The organism is Eisenbergiella porci (assembly GCF_009696275.1).
Classification (GTDB): domain Bacteria; phylum Bacillota; class Clostridia; order Lachnospirales; family Lachnospiraceae; genus Eisenbergiella; species Eisenbergiella porci.
The window spans coordinates 14,636-28,572 of record NZ_VUMI01000007.1 but is presented as its reverse complement, the minus strand read 5'-3'; the positions used below and the strand labels follow the sequence as shown (position 1 = coordinate 28,572).

Annotated in this window: 17 protein-coding genes and 1 pseudogene; 13 read left to right on the top strand and 5 right to left on the bottom strand. The window is 47.5% G+C overall.

Annotated features, from left to right (window positions below; all coding sequences use genetic code 11):
* The first annotated feature begins 153 nt into the window (after positions 1 to 153).
* From FYJ45_RS05910 to FYJ45_RS05880, 7 genes are all read left to right on the top strand, one after another.
* Entirely contained in the window at positions 154 to 2,253 is a 2,100-nt protein-coding gene (locus FYJ45_RS05910) for a thioredoxin domain-containing protein (protein ID WP_154463866.1), read from the top strand.
* Between the two features lie 35 nt (positions 2,254 to 2,288).
* Positions 2,289 to 2,963 (top strand): hypothetical protein, encoded by a 675-nt coding sequence (locus FYJ45_RS05905; RefSeq protein WP_154463865.1) that lies wholly within the window; start codon positions 2,289 to 2,291, stop codon positions 2,961 to 2,963.
* An 88-nt stretch (positions 2,964 to 3,051) separates the two neighbouring features.
* The gene (locus tag FYJ45_RS05900; protein ID WP_154463864.1) at positions 3,052 to 3,195 is read left to right on the top strand and encodes a hypothetical protein; all 144 of its coding nucleotides are present in this window, start codon (positions 3,052 to 3,054) and stop codon (positions 3,193 to 3,195) included.
* A 58-nt stretch (positions 3,196 to 3,253) separates the two neighbouring features.
* Positions 3,254 to 3,394 (top strand): SH3 domain-containing protein, encoded by a 141-nt coding sequence (locus tag FYJ45_RS05895; protein WP_154463863.1) that lies wholly within the window; start codon positions 3,254 to 3,256, stop codon positions 3,392 to 3,394.
* A gap of 101 nt (positions 3,395 to 3,495) precedes the next feature.
* Positions 3,496 to 5,493 carry an ABC-F family ATP-binding cassette domain-containing protein gene (locus tag FYJ45_RS05890; protein ID WP_154463862.1) on the top strand — a complete coding sequence of 666 codons (1,998 nt, stop codon included), beginning with the start codon at positions 3,496 to 3,498 and terminating at the stop codon, positions 5,491 to 5,493.
* A gap of 19 nt (positions 5,494 to 5,512) precedes the next feature.
* Positions 5,513 to 5,734, top strand: coding sequence for a hypothetical protein (locus FYJ45_RS05885; RefSeq protein ID WP_154463861.1), 222 nt, complete (start codon positions 5,513 to 5,515; stop codon positions 5,732 to 5,734).
* 22 nt (positions 5,735 to 5,756) lie between these two features.
* On the top strand, positions 5,757 to 6,407 hold the full coding sequence (locus tag FYJ45_RS05880) for a hypothetical protein (RefSeq protein WP_154463860.1): 651 nt from the start codon (positions 5,757 to 5,759) through the stop codon (positions 6,405 to 6,407).
* Positions 6,408 to 6,501: 94 nt separating this feature from the next.
* On the opposite strand, the gene FYJ45_RS05875 is transcribed toward FYJ45_RS05880, so the two are convergent.
* The gene (locus FYJ45_RS05875) at positions 6,502 to 8,691 is read right to left on the bottom strand and encodes a hypothetical protein (RefSeq protein WP_154463859.1); all 2,190 of its coding nucleotides are present in this window, start codon (positions 8,689 to 8,691) and stop codon (positions 6,502 to 6,504) included.
* A 248-nt stretch (positions 8,692 to 8,939) separates the two neighbouring features.
* Between FYJ45_RS05875 and FYJ45_RS05870 the strand changes: the two genes are divergently transcribed.
* From FYJ45_RS05870 to FYJ45_RS05860, 6 genes are all read left to right on the top strand, one after another.
* Positions 8,940 to 9,446: a hypothetical protein gene (locus FYJ45_RS05870; RefSeq protein WP_154463858.1), complete on the top strand. Its 507-nt coding sequence runs from the start codon at positions 8,940 to 8,942 to the stop codon at positions 9,444 to 9,446.
* Positions 9,447 to 9,463: 17 nt separating this feature from the next.
* Positions 9,464 to 9,667 carry a DUF3737 family protein gene (locus tag FYJ45_RS30410; RefSeq protein ID WP_330588559.1) on the top strand — a complete coding sequence of 68 codons (204 nt, stop codon included), beginning with the start codon at positions 9,464 to 9,466 and terminating at the stop codon, positions 9,665 to 9,667.
* Positions 9,664 to 10,227: a beta C-S lyase family protein gene (locus FYJ45_RS32115; RefSeq protein WP_330588557.1), complete on the top strand. Its 564-nt coding sequence runs from the start codon at positions 9,664 to 9,666 to the stop codon at positions 10,225 to 10,227. The genes FYJ45_RS30410 and FYJ45_RS32115 overlap by 4 nt, the downstream gene beginning before the upstream one ends.
* 140 nt (positions 10,228 to 10,367) lie before the next feature.
* On the top strand, positions 10,368 to 10,598 hold the full coding sequence (locus tag FYJ45_RS32110) for an AAA family ATPase (RefSeq protein ID WP_330588555.1): 231 nt from the start codon (positions 10,368 to 10,370) through the stop codon (positions 10,596 to 10,598).
* Positions 10,592 to 10,837: a hypothetical protein gene (locus tag FYJ45_RS32105; protein WP_330588554.1), complete on the top strand. Its 246-nt coding sequence runs from the start codon at positions 10,592 to 10,594 to the stop codon at positions 10,835 to 10,837. The genes FYJ45_RS32110 and FYJ45_RS32105 overlap by 7 nt, the downstream gene beginning before the upstream one ends.
* 66 nt (positions 10,838 to 10,903) lie before the next feature.
* Positions 10,904 to 11,923: a PD-(D/E)XK nuclease domain-containing protein gene (locus FYJ45_RS05860; protein ID WP_442873428.1), complete on the top strand. Its 1,020-nt coding sequence runs from the start codon at positions 10,904 to 10,906 to the stop codon at positions 11,921 to 11,923.
* Between the two features lie 113 nt (positions 11,924 to 12,036).
* On the opposite strand, the gene FYJ45_RS30405 is transcribed toward FYJ45_RS05860, so the two are convergent.
* The 4 genes and pseudogenes from FYJ45_RS30405 to FYJ45_RS32580 all read right to left on the bottom strand — a co-directional run bounded on the left by FYJ45_RS30405 (position 12,037) and on the right by FYJ45_RS32580 (position 13,885).
* Positions 12,037 to 12,345 (bottom strand): creatininase family protein, encoded by a 309-nt coding sequence (locus FYJ45_RS30405; RefSeq protein ID WP_235930618.1) that lies wholly within the window; start codon positions 12,343 to 12,345, stop codon positions 12,037 to 12,039.
* Positions 12,278 to 12,517, bottom strand: coding sequence for a creatininase family protein (locus FYJ45_RS33075; RefSeq protein ID WP_235930617.1), 240 nt, complete (start codon positions 12,515 to 12,517; stop codon positions 12,278 to 12,280). The genes FYJ45_RS30405 and FYJ45_RS33075 overlap by 68 nt, the downstream gene beginning before the upstream one ends.
* A 303-nt stretch (positions 12,518 to 12,820) precedes the next feature.
* Positions 12,821 to 13,006 carry a hypothetical protein gene (locus tag FYJ45_RS05850; RefSeq protein ID WP_235930615.1) on the bottom strand — a complete coding sequence of 62 codons (186 nt, stop codon included), beginning with the start codon at positions 13,004 to 13,006 and terminating at the stop codon, positions 12,821 to 12,823.
* A gap of 55 nt (positions 13,007 to 13,061) precedes the next feature.
* Positions 13,062 to 13,885: pseudogene (locus FYJ45_RS32580) on the bottom strand (IS91 family transposase).
* Between the last annotated feature and the right edge of the window lie 52 nt (positions 13,886 to 13,937).

Here is a 13,937-nt window from a genome sequence, read left to right as displayed (position 1 = left end):
AGAGGGTTGCAGCTTACAGGACCGGACACGGTATTGACAGTATAATTTGGTAAAGACAGGGTTACGATATTAAAGAAAAAATAAATTTCAAATTATCTTTAAGGATATATTGGCGGCTGCAAATATATCCTTTTTTAAGAAAGGGGTGGCCATATGGACAATCCGAAAAATATTCCCAACAGGCTAATCCATGAAAAATCTCCTTATCTGCTGCAGCATGCATATAATCCGGTGCAGTGGTTCCCGTGGGGAGAGGAAGCATTTGAAAAAGCCAGGCAGGAAAACAAGCCTGTTTTCCTGTCTATTGGATACAGTACCTGTCATTGGTGCCATGTGATGGAGCAGGAATCGTTTGAAAATGAGGAAATTGCGGAGCTTTTAAACAGAGAGTATATCTGTGTGAAGGTGGACAGGGAGGAACGCCCGGACGTGGATGCAGTCTATATGTCGGTCTGCCAGGCCATGAACGGCCAGGGAGGCTGGCCGCTGACCATACTTATGGCGCCGGACGGCAAGCCCTTCTTTTCAGGCACATATTTTCCGCCCCACGCGCGTTACGGAAGTCCTGGACTGGAAGAACTGCTGAACGCGGCAGCCGGGCAGTGGAGGACCCAGAAAGAAAGGCTTCTGGAAAGCGCGGAGCAGATAGCGGCGTATATAAAAGAACAGGCACAGACAGGAAATCGGGCTGCGCCGGGGATGGATACGGTTCAGCAGGCCTTCCGCCAGTTCGCGGACAGCTTTGACCCGGAAAACGGAGGGTTCGGCGGCGCACCGAAATTTCCCACGCCCCACAACCTCATATTCCTGATGGAGTATGGAAAAAGAACGGAAAACAGGGAAGCATTGGCTATGGCGGAGACAACGCTTGCGCAGATGTACCGGGGCGGGATCTTCGACCATATCGGCGGCGGTTTTTCCAGATATTCCACGGATGAGCGCTGGCTGGTCCCGCATTTTGAGAAAATGCTGTATGACAATGCGCTGCTTGCGATGGCTTATCTGGAAGCGTATGGGCAAACCGGACGGAAGCTGTATGAATGTGTGGCCCGCAGTATTTTACAATATGTGGAAAGGGAGCTGACGGATGAAAACGGCGGTTTCTTCTGCGGGCAGGACGCGGACAGCGATGGCGTGGAGGGAAAGTATTATGTGTTTACGCCGGAGGAAATTAAGGCGGTTCTGGGAGATGAGGCGGGAGAGAAATTCTGCGCCCGGTATGGAATTTTTCCAGGTGGCAATTTTGAAGGAAAAAGCATTCCGAATCTGCTGGAGAATGAGGGGTATGAAGAAATCTGTGTGAAAACATGCAAGGAAGCTTGTAAAGAAGCCTGTCAGGAAATCCAGGACTTTGCAAAGCTGTATGAATACCGGTTGCGGCGGACGCGGCTTCACAAGGATGATAAGATTCTTGTTTCCTGGAACGGTTTGATGATTTGCGCATTTGCGAAGGCCGGCGCTGTGCTTGGCGAGACAGGGTATGTGGATATGGCCGTGCGGGCGGAGGCTTTTATCCGGGAACGGCTTGTGAAGGATGGCCGCCTGTTGGTACGTTACCGGGACGGGGATGCTGCGGGAGAAGGGAAGCTGGAGGATTATGCCTGCTACAGCCTGGCACTGCTGGCTCTTTACCGGGTAACCTTTCAGGCCGATTATCTGAAGCGGGCGGCTGCCTGGGCTGAGTTGATGCTGGAACAGTTTTTTGACCAGGAAAACGGCGGCTGCTATTTGTATGCGAAAGACGGAGAACAGCTGATTGTGAGGACAAAGGAAACCTATGACGGTGCGATGCCATCAGGCAATTCCGTGGCGGCCCGGGTCCTGCAGCAGCTGACACAGCTTACAGGTGATGATGAAATGCAGCAGGCGCTGGAAAAACAGCTGTATTTTCTGGCAGGATCCATGGCCGGATATCCGTCAGGGCACAGCTACGCACTGCTTACTATAATGGATGTGCTGTATCCCACAAAGGAACTGATATGTACGCTTTCCTCCGCCGTAGCCGGGGAAGAGCGCCGGAAGCTGCTGGCACAGCTTGGATATCTGGAGGAGACAGTCCCGGGGCTTGCTGTCCTTGTGAAAACGGAAGAGAACGGGCAGGAACTTTGTAAATTGGTGCCTTACACCAGGGATTACCCGATGCCGGAGACGGGGGCACAGTTTTATTTATGTGTTGGCAGCGAATGCAGGCAGCCGACAGCGGAGTTTGGGGAGGTGCTTCGGTGGTTGGGGGAGACTGCGGCAGATAAATGATAAAAAAGAAAGGGCAAGCTTAGGAAGAACCGGAAATGAACCGGAGAATGATTCTCAGGTACCGTTCAGGCAGCTGTCTCGGCTTGTGCCTTGCGCTGGTGGTAGCTTTTATTTTTGTGATAATTGGCGCCGTTTCGTTTTTCTCATCAATTTTCTCATTGGGCAGACGGAATGACAGTTTTTACGGATACGTCGCCCCGCAGACGGTACAGCAAAGCGGGAAAGAGCAGACCAATTCTTCCAGCCAGCCGAAAACGAATTACAGCGGGCAGTCCTCCGGGGCAATTGAGCCTGTTGTAGGGGAATATTTTACGGACAGGCTGGGGTGGATAAAGCAGTCGGCGACCCTGAATGCCGGTATGGAGACATTCTTTAAAAAGACAAGCGTAAAACCGTATCTTTATCTGACGGACAACGTCTACGGCAGTACGGAGCCTTCGGATAAACAGATGGATACGTTTGCCAATTCACTTTATGATAAGCTTTTTACTGATGAGAACCATTTTCTGCTGGTATTTCAGGAATATGGGGATTATTATATGACCTGGTATGTTTCGGGAAGTGATGCGGCTGGGGTGGTTGACGAAGAGGCAGCCAATATCGTTTTGGATTACGTGGATGAGTATTATAGTTCTGATATGGGGGAGGAAGAATATTTCAGAAATGTATTTTCCATGGCGGCCGGGGATATCATGGAGGGCGGACAGTAAAAAATGTCGGGAAAACGGTTCCGGACTGATTTCGCAGGGTAGCTTATATTTAGAAAATTTTATAGTCAGTTATCAGAAATTTTTATAGGTGATATTTAAAAATTTTTACATTGACGCTTCTCGCTGTACCTGCTATAGTAAAAATAAATACGGCGAGAAGTTTAACGCTGATAAAAAAGATGATTGTCCGGAGGAGACCAATGAAGCGCTGCTGGTAGTAGACTACAACTGAAGACAGACAAGGAATCGCCTGACGGTTTATTTCACTGATACAGCCAGGCGGCTTTTTGTTGAGGAAATTCGTCGGATGCGGAAGGATGCCGCATGGCGGTACGGATTTTATTTTTGTTGTATTTACGAACAGGCAGCAGGATAGCACATGGAAGAAAGCGGTATGCGGAGGACGCAGCGGGCTTCGGAAGCTGGAATAACGGCCGCATTTTATTGTGTTTATTGTTTTGGCGCTGGCACTGTTTGGAAGCAGACAGTGCCATTTTTGTTTCATTTTCGGAAAAAAGAGAGGATAACCATCATGTTATATCAGATTTGCAACGGAGCGGTAAGATTTGCAGCGGAAACGGTGCTTGAGCATATTAATTTTGAAATAAGAAATAAGGAAAAGATTGCGGTGGTGGGCCGGAACGGGTGCGGAAAAACCACGTTGCTGAAGCTTATCGCAGGGGAAGTGGAGCTGTCCAAGAGGGACAGTGACGAGGATATTTACATTGCCAGGGCGGGAAAGCCTGTGATTGGCTATTTAAAGCAGAATGCGTTTGAGGACGACAGCCTGACCATGGAACAGGAGGTGCGGAAGGCTTTTTCAGAGCTGCTTGCGATGAAGGCGGAGATGGAGCGCCTGGTGGTTCTTATGGAAAAGGAGAACGAGGAGGCTGCTGTTTCCCGATATGTCAGGCTGGAGGAGCGGTTTGCTTACTTGGGCGGCTACAGCTTCGAAAAGGAATATGAAATAGTGATAAAGAAGCTTGGTTTTTCACCGGAGGACAAGCAGAAAAAGCTGTCTGAATTTTCAGGAGGCCAGCAGACCAAAATCGCTTTCGCCAGGATGCTGTTAAGCAAGCCGGACATCCTGCTTCTGGACGAGCCGACCAACCACCTGGATATGGCGACCATCAGCTGGCTGGAAGAGTATCTGAAGGATTATGACCGGGCGGTGGTCATCGCATCCCATGACAGGATGTTTCTGGACCGGGTGGTGGATGTGGTATACGAAATCGAATATAAAACAGCGGTGAGATATCCCGGCAATTATTCCGCCTTTGTGGAACGAAAAAGGCTGAACTGGGAAAAGCAGCAAAAGGATTACGAGCTGCAGCAGAAGGAAATCGAACGGCTGCAGACGCTGGTGGAGCGGTTTAAAAACAAACCCACAAAAGTGGCGATGACCCGTTCCAAGCTCAAGCAGATTGAGCATATGGTAAAAATCGACGCGCCTGCCAGATATGATCTGAAAAGCTTCCATGCGGATTTCCAGCCGGCGAGGGAGAGCGTCACGGTCGTACTGCGTGCTGCGCAGCTTCGGATTGGCTATGACAGACCTCTGGCGGAAGTGATCTTTGAACAGAAAAAAGGACAGAAAATCGGGATTATCGGAGATAACGGCTCCGGGAAATCCACGCTGCTGCGCACGCTTACAGGCCAGCTGGAACCGCTTGGCGGCAGCTTCGCCTTCGGCGACCGGGTGGATATCGGGTATTTTGAGCAGCAGATGGCTCAGTACACCAGTGATAAAACCGTGCTGGAGGATTTCTGGGAGGAGTTCCCGGATCTGAAGCGGCTGGAGGTCCGCTCCTGGCTGGGGGCATTCCTCTTCGGGCAGGAGGAAGTGTTTAAGAAAATAGATATGCTGTCAGGCGGGGAAAAGGTGCGGCTTGCACTGGCAAAAATTTTCAGGAGGCTGCCCAATTATTTGATTCTCGACGAACCCACCAACCACATGGACATTGTGGGAAAGGAGTCGCTTGAAGCTATGCTGAAGGCGTATCCCGGCAGCGTGCTTTTTGTATCCCACGACAGATATTTCGTAAAGGAAATCGCGGATTCCCTGCTGGTATTTGAGAACGGGACCGTAAATTTCTATCCTTATGGATATGAGCAGTATTGGGAAAAGATGCAGGCGGACGAAAAAGAACGGCAGGATAAGCAGGCGGATGGAAAGCCGGGAAAACTTCAGCCTGTTGGAAAAAATATTGGTGTATCGGCAAAGAACAGCAGCCCGGAGAAAGCAGGGGACGCCCCGGCAACAGCTGCCCCGGAGCCGCTTAAAAACGCCGCCGACCGGAAGGGGTATAATCCGGGAAAAGAAGAAGCGAAGAGAAAACGCCGCCTGGAGCGTCTGGAAATGCTCATTGCGCAGAAGGAAGAGGAACTTGCGGCATACCAGGCGCAGCTGAAGGAGCCTTCCATACAGTCAGACTATGAAAAACTGATGGAGTTGGAGGCGCTGTGCGCGGCGGCGGATGAACAGCTGGAGACGCTGATGATGGAGTGGGAAGAGAGCGGCAGCTATTGAAAAAGGAGGGGGAAAGAAAATGTACTTATTGGGAAGGACACAAATGATACCGGCTGCATCCTATGAGGACCATCTGGTTCCGTATGAAGGGGATATGGATTTGACGGCGTATCTGCAGAAGCTTATTTCTGTGGGATTTGACGGAACGGCATCGCTTGATGTGTATCAATATGACTATGAGGCGGTTGCGGAAAAGAGCGTGGAGTATTTAAAACAGATTTTATGCCCGTCAGCTATATAAATATAGCAGTGGGAGGCAAGCGATGAAGAAGATTTTATCAATAATTTTCCTGCTTATGTTTTGTATCATGACAGCCTGTACAAAAGAGAAGGCAGGGGCAGGCCCGGAGTTTATTACATTTCCCGCATATGAAGAAGAAAATCCGGCCGGCTTGCAATATGTGGATGAGATTAATAATACGGATGAATTTCAGGTGAGTGTAAGTTTTCCCGGAACCTGGACTTTAAAAAGTGAGAGACCGGATGTCGGGGCAGTCATTCCCGGCGACTTTTATACGCCGCTTTATATTTATGAAGAGGATGCGCTGATTGGGTATATAGGATTTAATAAATTTGAACCTTACATGGGTGAAATTCCAAAAGAGCAGTATTATCAGACCGTTTATCCTTCCTTAAGGCTGTCGTCTCTTTTCTTCTGGGATCCCTATACCGCGGTTAATACTACGGATACGGGAGAAACAGGGGTAGCGATTTGGTATCTGGATCCGGAGGAACTGGATAACCATCCCGGGGCAAATGCAGAAGTACCGCAGCTGAATACGGTTGGTATCTTGTCGTATGATACAGAATTAAAGGTATATATCGGCATTGCTTTTATGCCGGGTAAAATAGAACGGGAACAGGCAGAGGAGATTGCGCAGACCGTCAGTCTGCTGCCGGCAGGAGAGAAGTAGAAATAATAAGTGCATTTTTAAAGGCAGCAAAAAACGCAGGAAAGAACCTGCGTTTTTTGCGTATCATCAAGTATATATTCCTTGTCGGTAAAAATCAAAAGTAGCTGTCATATATCCTGTTTCGTTTCTCCAGTTCCTCCCTGCTAAGCTTCTGGGCGTCTTCGATCTCATATACACCAAAGGTTTCAAAGAGCTTTTCTGAAGGCTCAGCCTCCACAAAGGTACACCAAGGCAGCCAGTGATATTGGCTTCCCAGCTTCTGGCTGGAAAAATTGCCGCTTTCATGGCCAAGGCCGGGCATAATATACCCGGAAGTGCCGTCTATGTCATTAGACTGCCGGGTATTTTTATGGATAAACTGTGCAAAATCCAGGTAATGGGCATCTCCGGTGAGAAGATACAGCCTGTAATAAGTATAGGAACAGGCCGCCATATATACATCAGCGCCGCCGCCTATTGTGATAATGCTCTGGCCGCTGATGGAATACTGGTTAAAGGGATGTTTCGGCCAGGGCGTATGTACCGGGAAGGACCAGGTATAGGTCCAGGTTTCGGTATAATCCGCTGCGCCGGTTGCGCCTTCCAGCCAATGAGGATCCTGCGTCAGATCGTAGAGGGCCAGGAAACCAAACAGTGCATAAATGCCTGCTTCCTTGTCCTGGATATCCGTATTGTCACAGGTCCCGCCGCGATATTCCATATTCAGATAGGCATTTGTAAAGGACCAGTCTCCGGCCTTCAGCGCAGCGCATTTATACGTTTCATTTCCGGTCACCAGATACAGCTGTACAAGAAAACGGATGACGCTGGGAGTATTTGATTTGGAATCCATACGTATGGAACCGTCCGTGTTGTATGCACGGTAAAAGCTGCCGTCCTCATTCTGGACGCGCACAAGCCAGTCGCCGGTTTTTATACAGAATTCCAGCCAGTTCTGTTTTTCTTCTTTCCGTTTATGCAGGTAAACATAAGCGTCCAGAATGGCTTCCATACCGTCAGCGAGCATACGGACATAGTGAGGATAAGGCTCGAAGCCCTGGAGGCTGGGATTGTAACACATCTGCGGCAGCCCGGACTGCGTCATGGAATTTTTCACCCAGAATTCAAGGATGCCGATTCCTTTTTCCCTGGCTTCAGGCATATTTTCGCGATCTCCATACCGCAGAAGCAGATTGCCGATCCCCGGCTGCTGTCCCACGAAGCCAAACTGGAAGGATACTGAGGAAATATCCATATCAGGCAGCTGGCAGGCAAAAGGAAGGCCGTAAGAATCCCCATATTTACGGGTATACTTGATAAAAATATTCATGCAGTTGCGGAAATGCCGTTCATTATCCACACAGAAAAGCCCGTCCCTTAAACGGCTGTAAGTAATTCTCCAGATATCCCGCATCATTTCCTGGAAGCTTTCATGCCGACCGAAATTAATGGAAACAGAATAATTCTGTTCAAAACCCGGCTCCACAGGATGGTTAATTCTGCGGAAGCTCATGGCCTTATTATGATAATCCAGTCCGCCATAATTTTTTTTCAGGGGAGTCTGTCCGTCACAGCCCGGATATACGTAGTCAATGGACAGACCATCGATGGGCGTGGGATTATCCTTGCGCACGGCAAAACCATAGTACATATAATTGAGGGTACGGCTGTCAGGCCTGCTCATACCTAAGGATCCTATTGAAAACCTGGGATCCACATTGTTCTCTGACTGCTCAATGTCCAGGGAACGCATGCCCACATCAGCAGCATGACGTGACAGGGATACCATTTCCCCTGAACCGGTATGGTGCATGGAAAACAAAGGAAGGGCGCATCTCGTTTCCAGCATCCAGAAATATTCGCAGTCCAAATCCTTTCCCATCATTTCTGAGGGAGCAAATTCGTTCTGCCGGTACCAGAACCCCGGTGCAAAGCATTGATAATCCCGGGGATTATCAGATTCAGCCAGAACGAGGGAGAATTTGCTGGAAAAGCCCAGGTCATCCCCGGCCTCAAGGACCCTGACACAGCGGCTCACTTTAAAGCCGGCGGCATCTGTTTCATAGATATCCGTAAAGGTGAAAGCAGAACCGGATGGAACACGGAGTGTCCCCCGGGCAGTCAGCCGTCCGTCGGTAAATTCTGTTTTTTCATATGGCGCGTCATAGAATTCACTTACGGCAAACATTGTCTTGACGGTAACAAATAAAGGACGTCTGTTAAAGTACAGCAGTTTGCCTCCTTTTCGCACTTCGATCCCGCCGTTTGAGCAGGCAAGCTGATAATTATTGTATTGCAGTTCCATAGGTGAAACCTCCCCAAATAAGTATTGTATCCTGATTATAGGACGGAAATTATGGGGATTCAATGGAATATCTTTGCCGGAATCCGGTGGAGATGTATTATCTTGTAATGGTCCCTGGTGCCAGTTGGATTCATTCCATTGAAACAGCCTCCGTTTATGGGAAACTGTATTAACGAGAATATCCACAACGGATTAGCAGCCTTTCCCGGGGATGAAATATGCGCTTTACTGCGCGGACAGGAGCAATAATGGAAAGAACCTATATCAGCGGCGGTATGGTATACGATGGAACGGGGAAAGAGCCGTTCTGCGGGGATATTGTAATCAATGGAAACACAATAGAAGCGGTGCTTCACCACAGCGAGGATCGTTTTACAGGAAAAAACGGGCGGCTTATTCTGGCGCAGGGACTTGCAGTGACGCCGGGATTCGTGGATGTGCACAGGCATTGTGACCTGGCGGCGCTTACGGATCCTGATTTTGGGCGTCAGGAGCTGAAGCAGGGAATTACCTCCGTGCCTGCCGGAAACTGCGGCATGAGCCCGGCGCCTTCCGCAGGAATTATGTATGTGCCGGAATGCTTTAATACAAGAGAAGAATGGTACGGGGGCATCTTATCTGGATCCCTGCGTGGAAGCGGAGGGAATGCAGCTGGTGCTTGTGGACGGAAAACAGGTATTAAATTGATGTCTATAAGGCGGCAGAACCACGGTCTGTGGGGCTGGCCGCCTGCATTTCTTCTATATTTTTTATAAACTGCTCTGCGGCCTTAGTGACCGTTAAGAACAGCACCATCAAAGGGGAATATCTCGCCTGGTACTCAGACGGGCTGACCCTGATTAACTGCAGAATCATCGGCACACAGCCCCTGTGCTATTGCAAGAATCTGAAATTAATCGACTGTGAAATGGAGGGCACGGATCTTGCTTTTGAAAAATCAGAGGTACAGGCAGATATCCTGACACCCCTGTGGTGAGCATTAAAAATCCGCTTTCCGGCAGCATCCGTGTCCCGACAGCCGGTGAAATCATTCTGGACGATCCGGACGCAAAGGGCGAAATCCTCATCCGTAATGAAAACTGTTGGAAAAACAGCATTACCTGCATTTCGCCGGCAAAGGCCTTCAATCTGTCCGGACTGCAGACGGCGGCTGTTGTAGTACCGGATGAAAGGCTCCGTCATAAGGTGGTCCGGGGCCTGAATACGGACACTGTCGCAAGCCCTAATACTTTTGCGGCAGCGGCGGCCATAGGATTTATGAAAAAAGAAATTCCGCAGATAAAGGCGTATCCTTCCGATGCCGGTTATTTCTTGTGGCTGGACTGCAGGGAGATGGCGGGAGGCGCAGCGGAAATGGCCCGGTTTATCCTTAAAAATACAGGGCTGTGTGTTTCCCCGGGAAACCAATCCGGCGGCAATGGCCGCGGTTTCCTTCAGATGAACATCGCCTGCCCGCATACCCTGCTGCAAGATGGGCTGAACCGGCTCAGAGACGGCGCGGCGTCTTACGGAGAATACGTAATCAGCCGCTGTTGAGGACATTTGTTATTATTTAGTATCTGTTTTTACGATCAGCGCTTTGCGTTGACCGTAAAAAGTGATTCAGGTAAACGGCGACCTGTCATTGCCGAAATGTTTAAGAGCGGGTATAATGATATAGGAAAGGGAGGAGAGATATGAACAAACCATTACCAATAGGTATAGACGACTTTAAGAAGCTGCGGGATTATGACAGCTTTTATGTTGATAAGACGAGTCTTATAAAGGAACTATTAGACAATCGAAATGAAGTTACTTTATTTATGCGCCCAAGAAGATTCGGAAAAACTCTTAGCCTTAGTATGCTCAAATATTTCTTTGAAAAGGTATTTGACAAAAGTGGGAAAGAAGAAGATACGGGATGTTGAAACGTCAGATCGCCAATGAATTTCGTAGACATTTGTATGTTGTGGACAGGCTGGAAGAAAGTGATCGGGACAGATATTATTCCATTATGAGAGAAAACGGGGATGAATTGATGTACCTTGATTCCCTCGCGTTTTTGTCGCGTGTCTTAATGGAGGTATACGGGAAAAAGTCAATTATTCTGCTGGATGAATATGATGTTCCTTTGGAAAATGCCTATTTCAACGGTTTTTATAAGTAGATGACGGACTTTATCAGATCCTTGTTTGAGTCTGCCCTGAAAACAAATCCAAACCTAGAGTTTGCAGTGGTAACGGGATGTCTGAGGATTACAAAGGAAAGTATTTTTACCGGCCTGAATAATTTAAAGATGGTTTCGATTCTGGATATAGGCTATTCGGAGCAGTTTGGTTTTACGCAAAAAGAAGTAGACAGTATGCTGCAGAGCTATAATATTACCGGACGGCAGGAAGAGGTAAAAGCCTGGTATGATGGCTATATGTTCGGAAAGACTGAGGTTTATAATCCATGGAGTATTCTTATGTATGTAGATTCATTGTGCCAGGATAAGGATACGGAACCAAAACCATATTGGGCGAATACTTCATCAAACAGTATTATCCGGGAATTAATAGAACATGCAGATAATACAGTTAAGCAGGAAATGGAAACGCTGATTGATGGAGGAACTATTGAAAAGCCGGTGCATGAGGAAGTTACTTATGAGGATATATATAATTCTGCAGACAATTTGTGGAATTTCCTGTTTTTTACGGGATATTTGAAGAAAGTGGAACAGCGTCTGGAAGATGTGACAACCTATTTAACGTTGGGCATCCCCAATCTTGAAGCAAGATATATTTATCAAAATACAATTCTGGACTGGTTTAATACACGAATCAGGCAGAAGGAGTTCACCAGACTTTATAAGGCGCTTCAGCAAAAAGATACGCTGCGGATGGAAAAGGAAATTTCCCAAAATCTGATGGAAACAATCAGTTTTTATGATTACCGTGAAGACTATTATCATGGTTTTTTAGGCGGACTGCTGAAAATGATGGAAGGATATACTGTCAAGTCAAACCGGGAAAGCGGCCGTGGCAGAAGCGATCTGTTGCTGCTGTCTGCGCCATATGACGGTATCGCGATTATTGTGGAAATAAAAGTATCAGATACTTATGCTCAGTTGGAAGAAAAGGCCTTATCAGCCCTGGGACAGATAGAAGAAAAGCAGTATGATGCTGAACTGCGGCTTGAGGGATATCATACTTTTATAAAATATGGGATATCCTTCTATAAGAAACTTTGTAAGGTAGTATGCAACTAAAACAAACTGGCTGCCGCTTTAACGGAGAGAAATCCGTAAAGGCGGCAGCCTTTTAAAATTTTATGCGTTCAGAGGGAGCTTGTTGAGCGCTTTGTTTTTTTAGGCGCCTTATGTTACTGAATAATCTGTTTCGCAATATTCTCAGCTTGTAAATCCAGTATTTTTTCAAATATACTGCCGACTGCTTTATAACCCGCCGGATTACCGGCATAACCGAGAGGCACCGATTCCCTGGTAACATCGCCGCCCTGCAGCCACTTCTGCAGCCCTTCCTGGTCCATGGATGTTGAGGGCAGTTTTTCCGCTGTCTTCAAATCAACCAGTTCAGGGCAGAAATAATTCATGGCGGCAGTCTCAAAAGCGCCGGCATGGATATCCAGGAGGCCGCGTTCCGAAGCGTCCACCTCTTCGAACCACTCCAAAGGGTATTCCGGATCCGCAGCTCCAGTAAATATCGGCTCCCAGAGGAAGATGCGGACCGTGCTCCTCGATAACTCCCAGGGGGAAGAGGGCGGGGATATTCCGGCCTCCCAGCTTTTGAACCTCCTGCCAGTTTTCTTCGGCTAAAGTCTCCTGTAAGATTGATTGAAACATATGCGGCGCCTCCTTATACATTATGGTCTGCCTATTTTACCACGATGAATGGTTTTGTCCAACAGGAACGTCATGAAAGTATACCGTTAATGTAATGTAATGTAATGAAATGGAATTTGAAGGGACAGGTTTCCACTGTATAATTAATGGACCGGTTCCTGAAATCAGGGGCGGGCCGTATAAAATGGCTGGGCAATATCCTTCTGACGGCAGTCTTTTTTGTTTAATAGGAAAGTCCTCACTAAAACATAGTTATGTAAACCAATAGCCCTGCCGAAGCAGGGCATAGAAAACAGACGGTGATTAGGACAGGTCGATATAGAACCCTTTTTCCCATTCATCATCGTCGAGGTCATCGTCTTCAATCATTAAGTAATGCATATCCAATAAATCAGAGTCGGTCATGTCCTTGACCAGTTTGGGTGTCATTCCTTCTGGAGGATTTTTGATATACTTTAGCCTTAGCTCATCCACGTATTTTTGCTTCATCTTCAACTGCCTCCCATCTGTAATAAATGTAGTATGAAGCAGATGGGGGAGAAAGTCAAGCAGAGCGGGAGCGGGGATAAAGACCATGCCTTATCCTTGTCCTTTTATATAATTCATCCAGAGGAACCCGTTCATGTTTATGGTACAGCTCTAGAAAGACCATTTCATGTCTGCAGTTTGGGCATTGCAGGGGGTTGTACCCCATGGTAAGAAGGAAAAGCTTACGCCAGGTGTTGAAATCGAGGAGAATCCTGTGTTTGGATTTTGGGACTGCTTTATGGAGCTGATTGTCAATCTCCCGGTGTCTGGCATAAAGCCCATAGTACCGGGTCATCTTGAAGTTTTTTTCAGGTATATGCAGAATGAGCAGCTTAATGAAATCAATGGCGGGAAGAGTCTTTTGCACAAAAGAGTTGTCTTCATGCCTATTGTAATGGAAAGTCACCATCTCCCCATCGTAGGAATCAATCCTGGAAAGAGCAATGACAGGGCGGCCAAGATAACGGCTGACATATTTAATAATGGATTCTGGGTCGCAGAGATTGGGCTTGGCATAAACGTAGAATCCATTTCTGTCCCTATGGTAAACGGCGGCTTTCATCTTTTTAAAAGAGGGACCGATGCGTTTTTCCAGTTTATTTAACAAAACAGTCTGAAAGGATTTACGGAGGTAGGAATAATTGAAATATGTGACCTTGCGCCAGACACCATCATCAGAAAATGGTTACCGCAATGGGGGCAACCATACATGTCGCCACCATAAGAAGGATCCCCGCAGTTAATGACCTTATCAATGTTTTCCATGACGACAGGTCTGGGTTTTATATCGTATTCAATGATTTCGTAATAGTCTCTGAGCATCTTCTGAATCACATTCATGAGATTATTATGGAATAAAATGACGCAAAAACAAGCCCTAATTCCCCTCATG

Bases quoted from the DNA above. Each gene is read 5' to 3' on its own strand.
- FYJ45_RS32110 (WP_330588555.1), top strand. From the start codon at position 10,368: ATGAACAAACCATTACCAATAGGTATAGACGACTTTAAGAAGCTGCGG.
- FYJ45_RS05850 (WP_235930615.1), bottom strand. From the start codon at position 13,006: ATGAAGCAAAAATACGTGGATGAGCTAAGGCTAAAGTATATCAAAAAT.
- FYJ45_RS33075 (WP_235930617.1), bottom strand. From the start codon at position 12,517: ATGTTTCAATCAATCTTACAGGAGACTTTAGCCGAAGAAAACTGGCAG.
- FYJ45_RS32105 (WP_330588554.1), top strand. From the start codon at position 10,592: ATGTTGAAACGTCAGATCGCCAATGAATTTCGTAGACATTTGTATGTT.
- FYJ45_RS05910 (WP_154463866.1), top strand. From the start codon at position 154: ATGGACAATCCGAAAAATATTCCCAACAGGCTAATCCATGAAAAATCT.
- FYJ45_RS05880 (WP_154463860.1), top strand. From the start codon at position 5,757: ATGAAGAAGATTTTATCAATAATTTTCCTGCTTATGTTTTGTATCATG.
- FYJ45_RS05870 (WP_154463858.1), top strand. From the start codon at position 8,940: ATGGAAAGAACCTATATCAGCGGCGGTATGGTATACGATGGAACGGGG.
- FYJ45_RS05885 (WP_154463861.1), top strand. From the start codon at position 5,513: ATGTACTTATTGGGAAGGACACAAATGATACCGGCTGCATCCTATGAG.
- FYJ45_RS05890 (WP_154463862.1), top strand. From the start codon at position 3,496: ATGTTATATCAGATTTGCAACGGAGCGGTAAGATTTGCAGCGGAAACG.
- FYJ45_RS05905 (WP_154463865.1), top strand. From the start codon at position 2,289: ATGAACCGGAGAATGATTCTCAGGTACCGTTCAGGCAGCTGTCTCGGC.
- FYJ45_RS05875 (WP_154463859.1), bottom strand. From the start codon at position 8,691: ATGGAACTGCAATACAATAATTATCAGCTTGCCTGCTCAAACGGCGGG.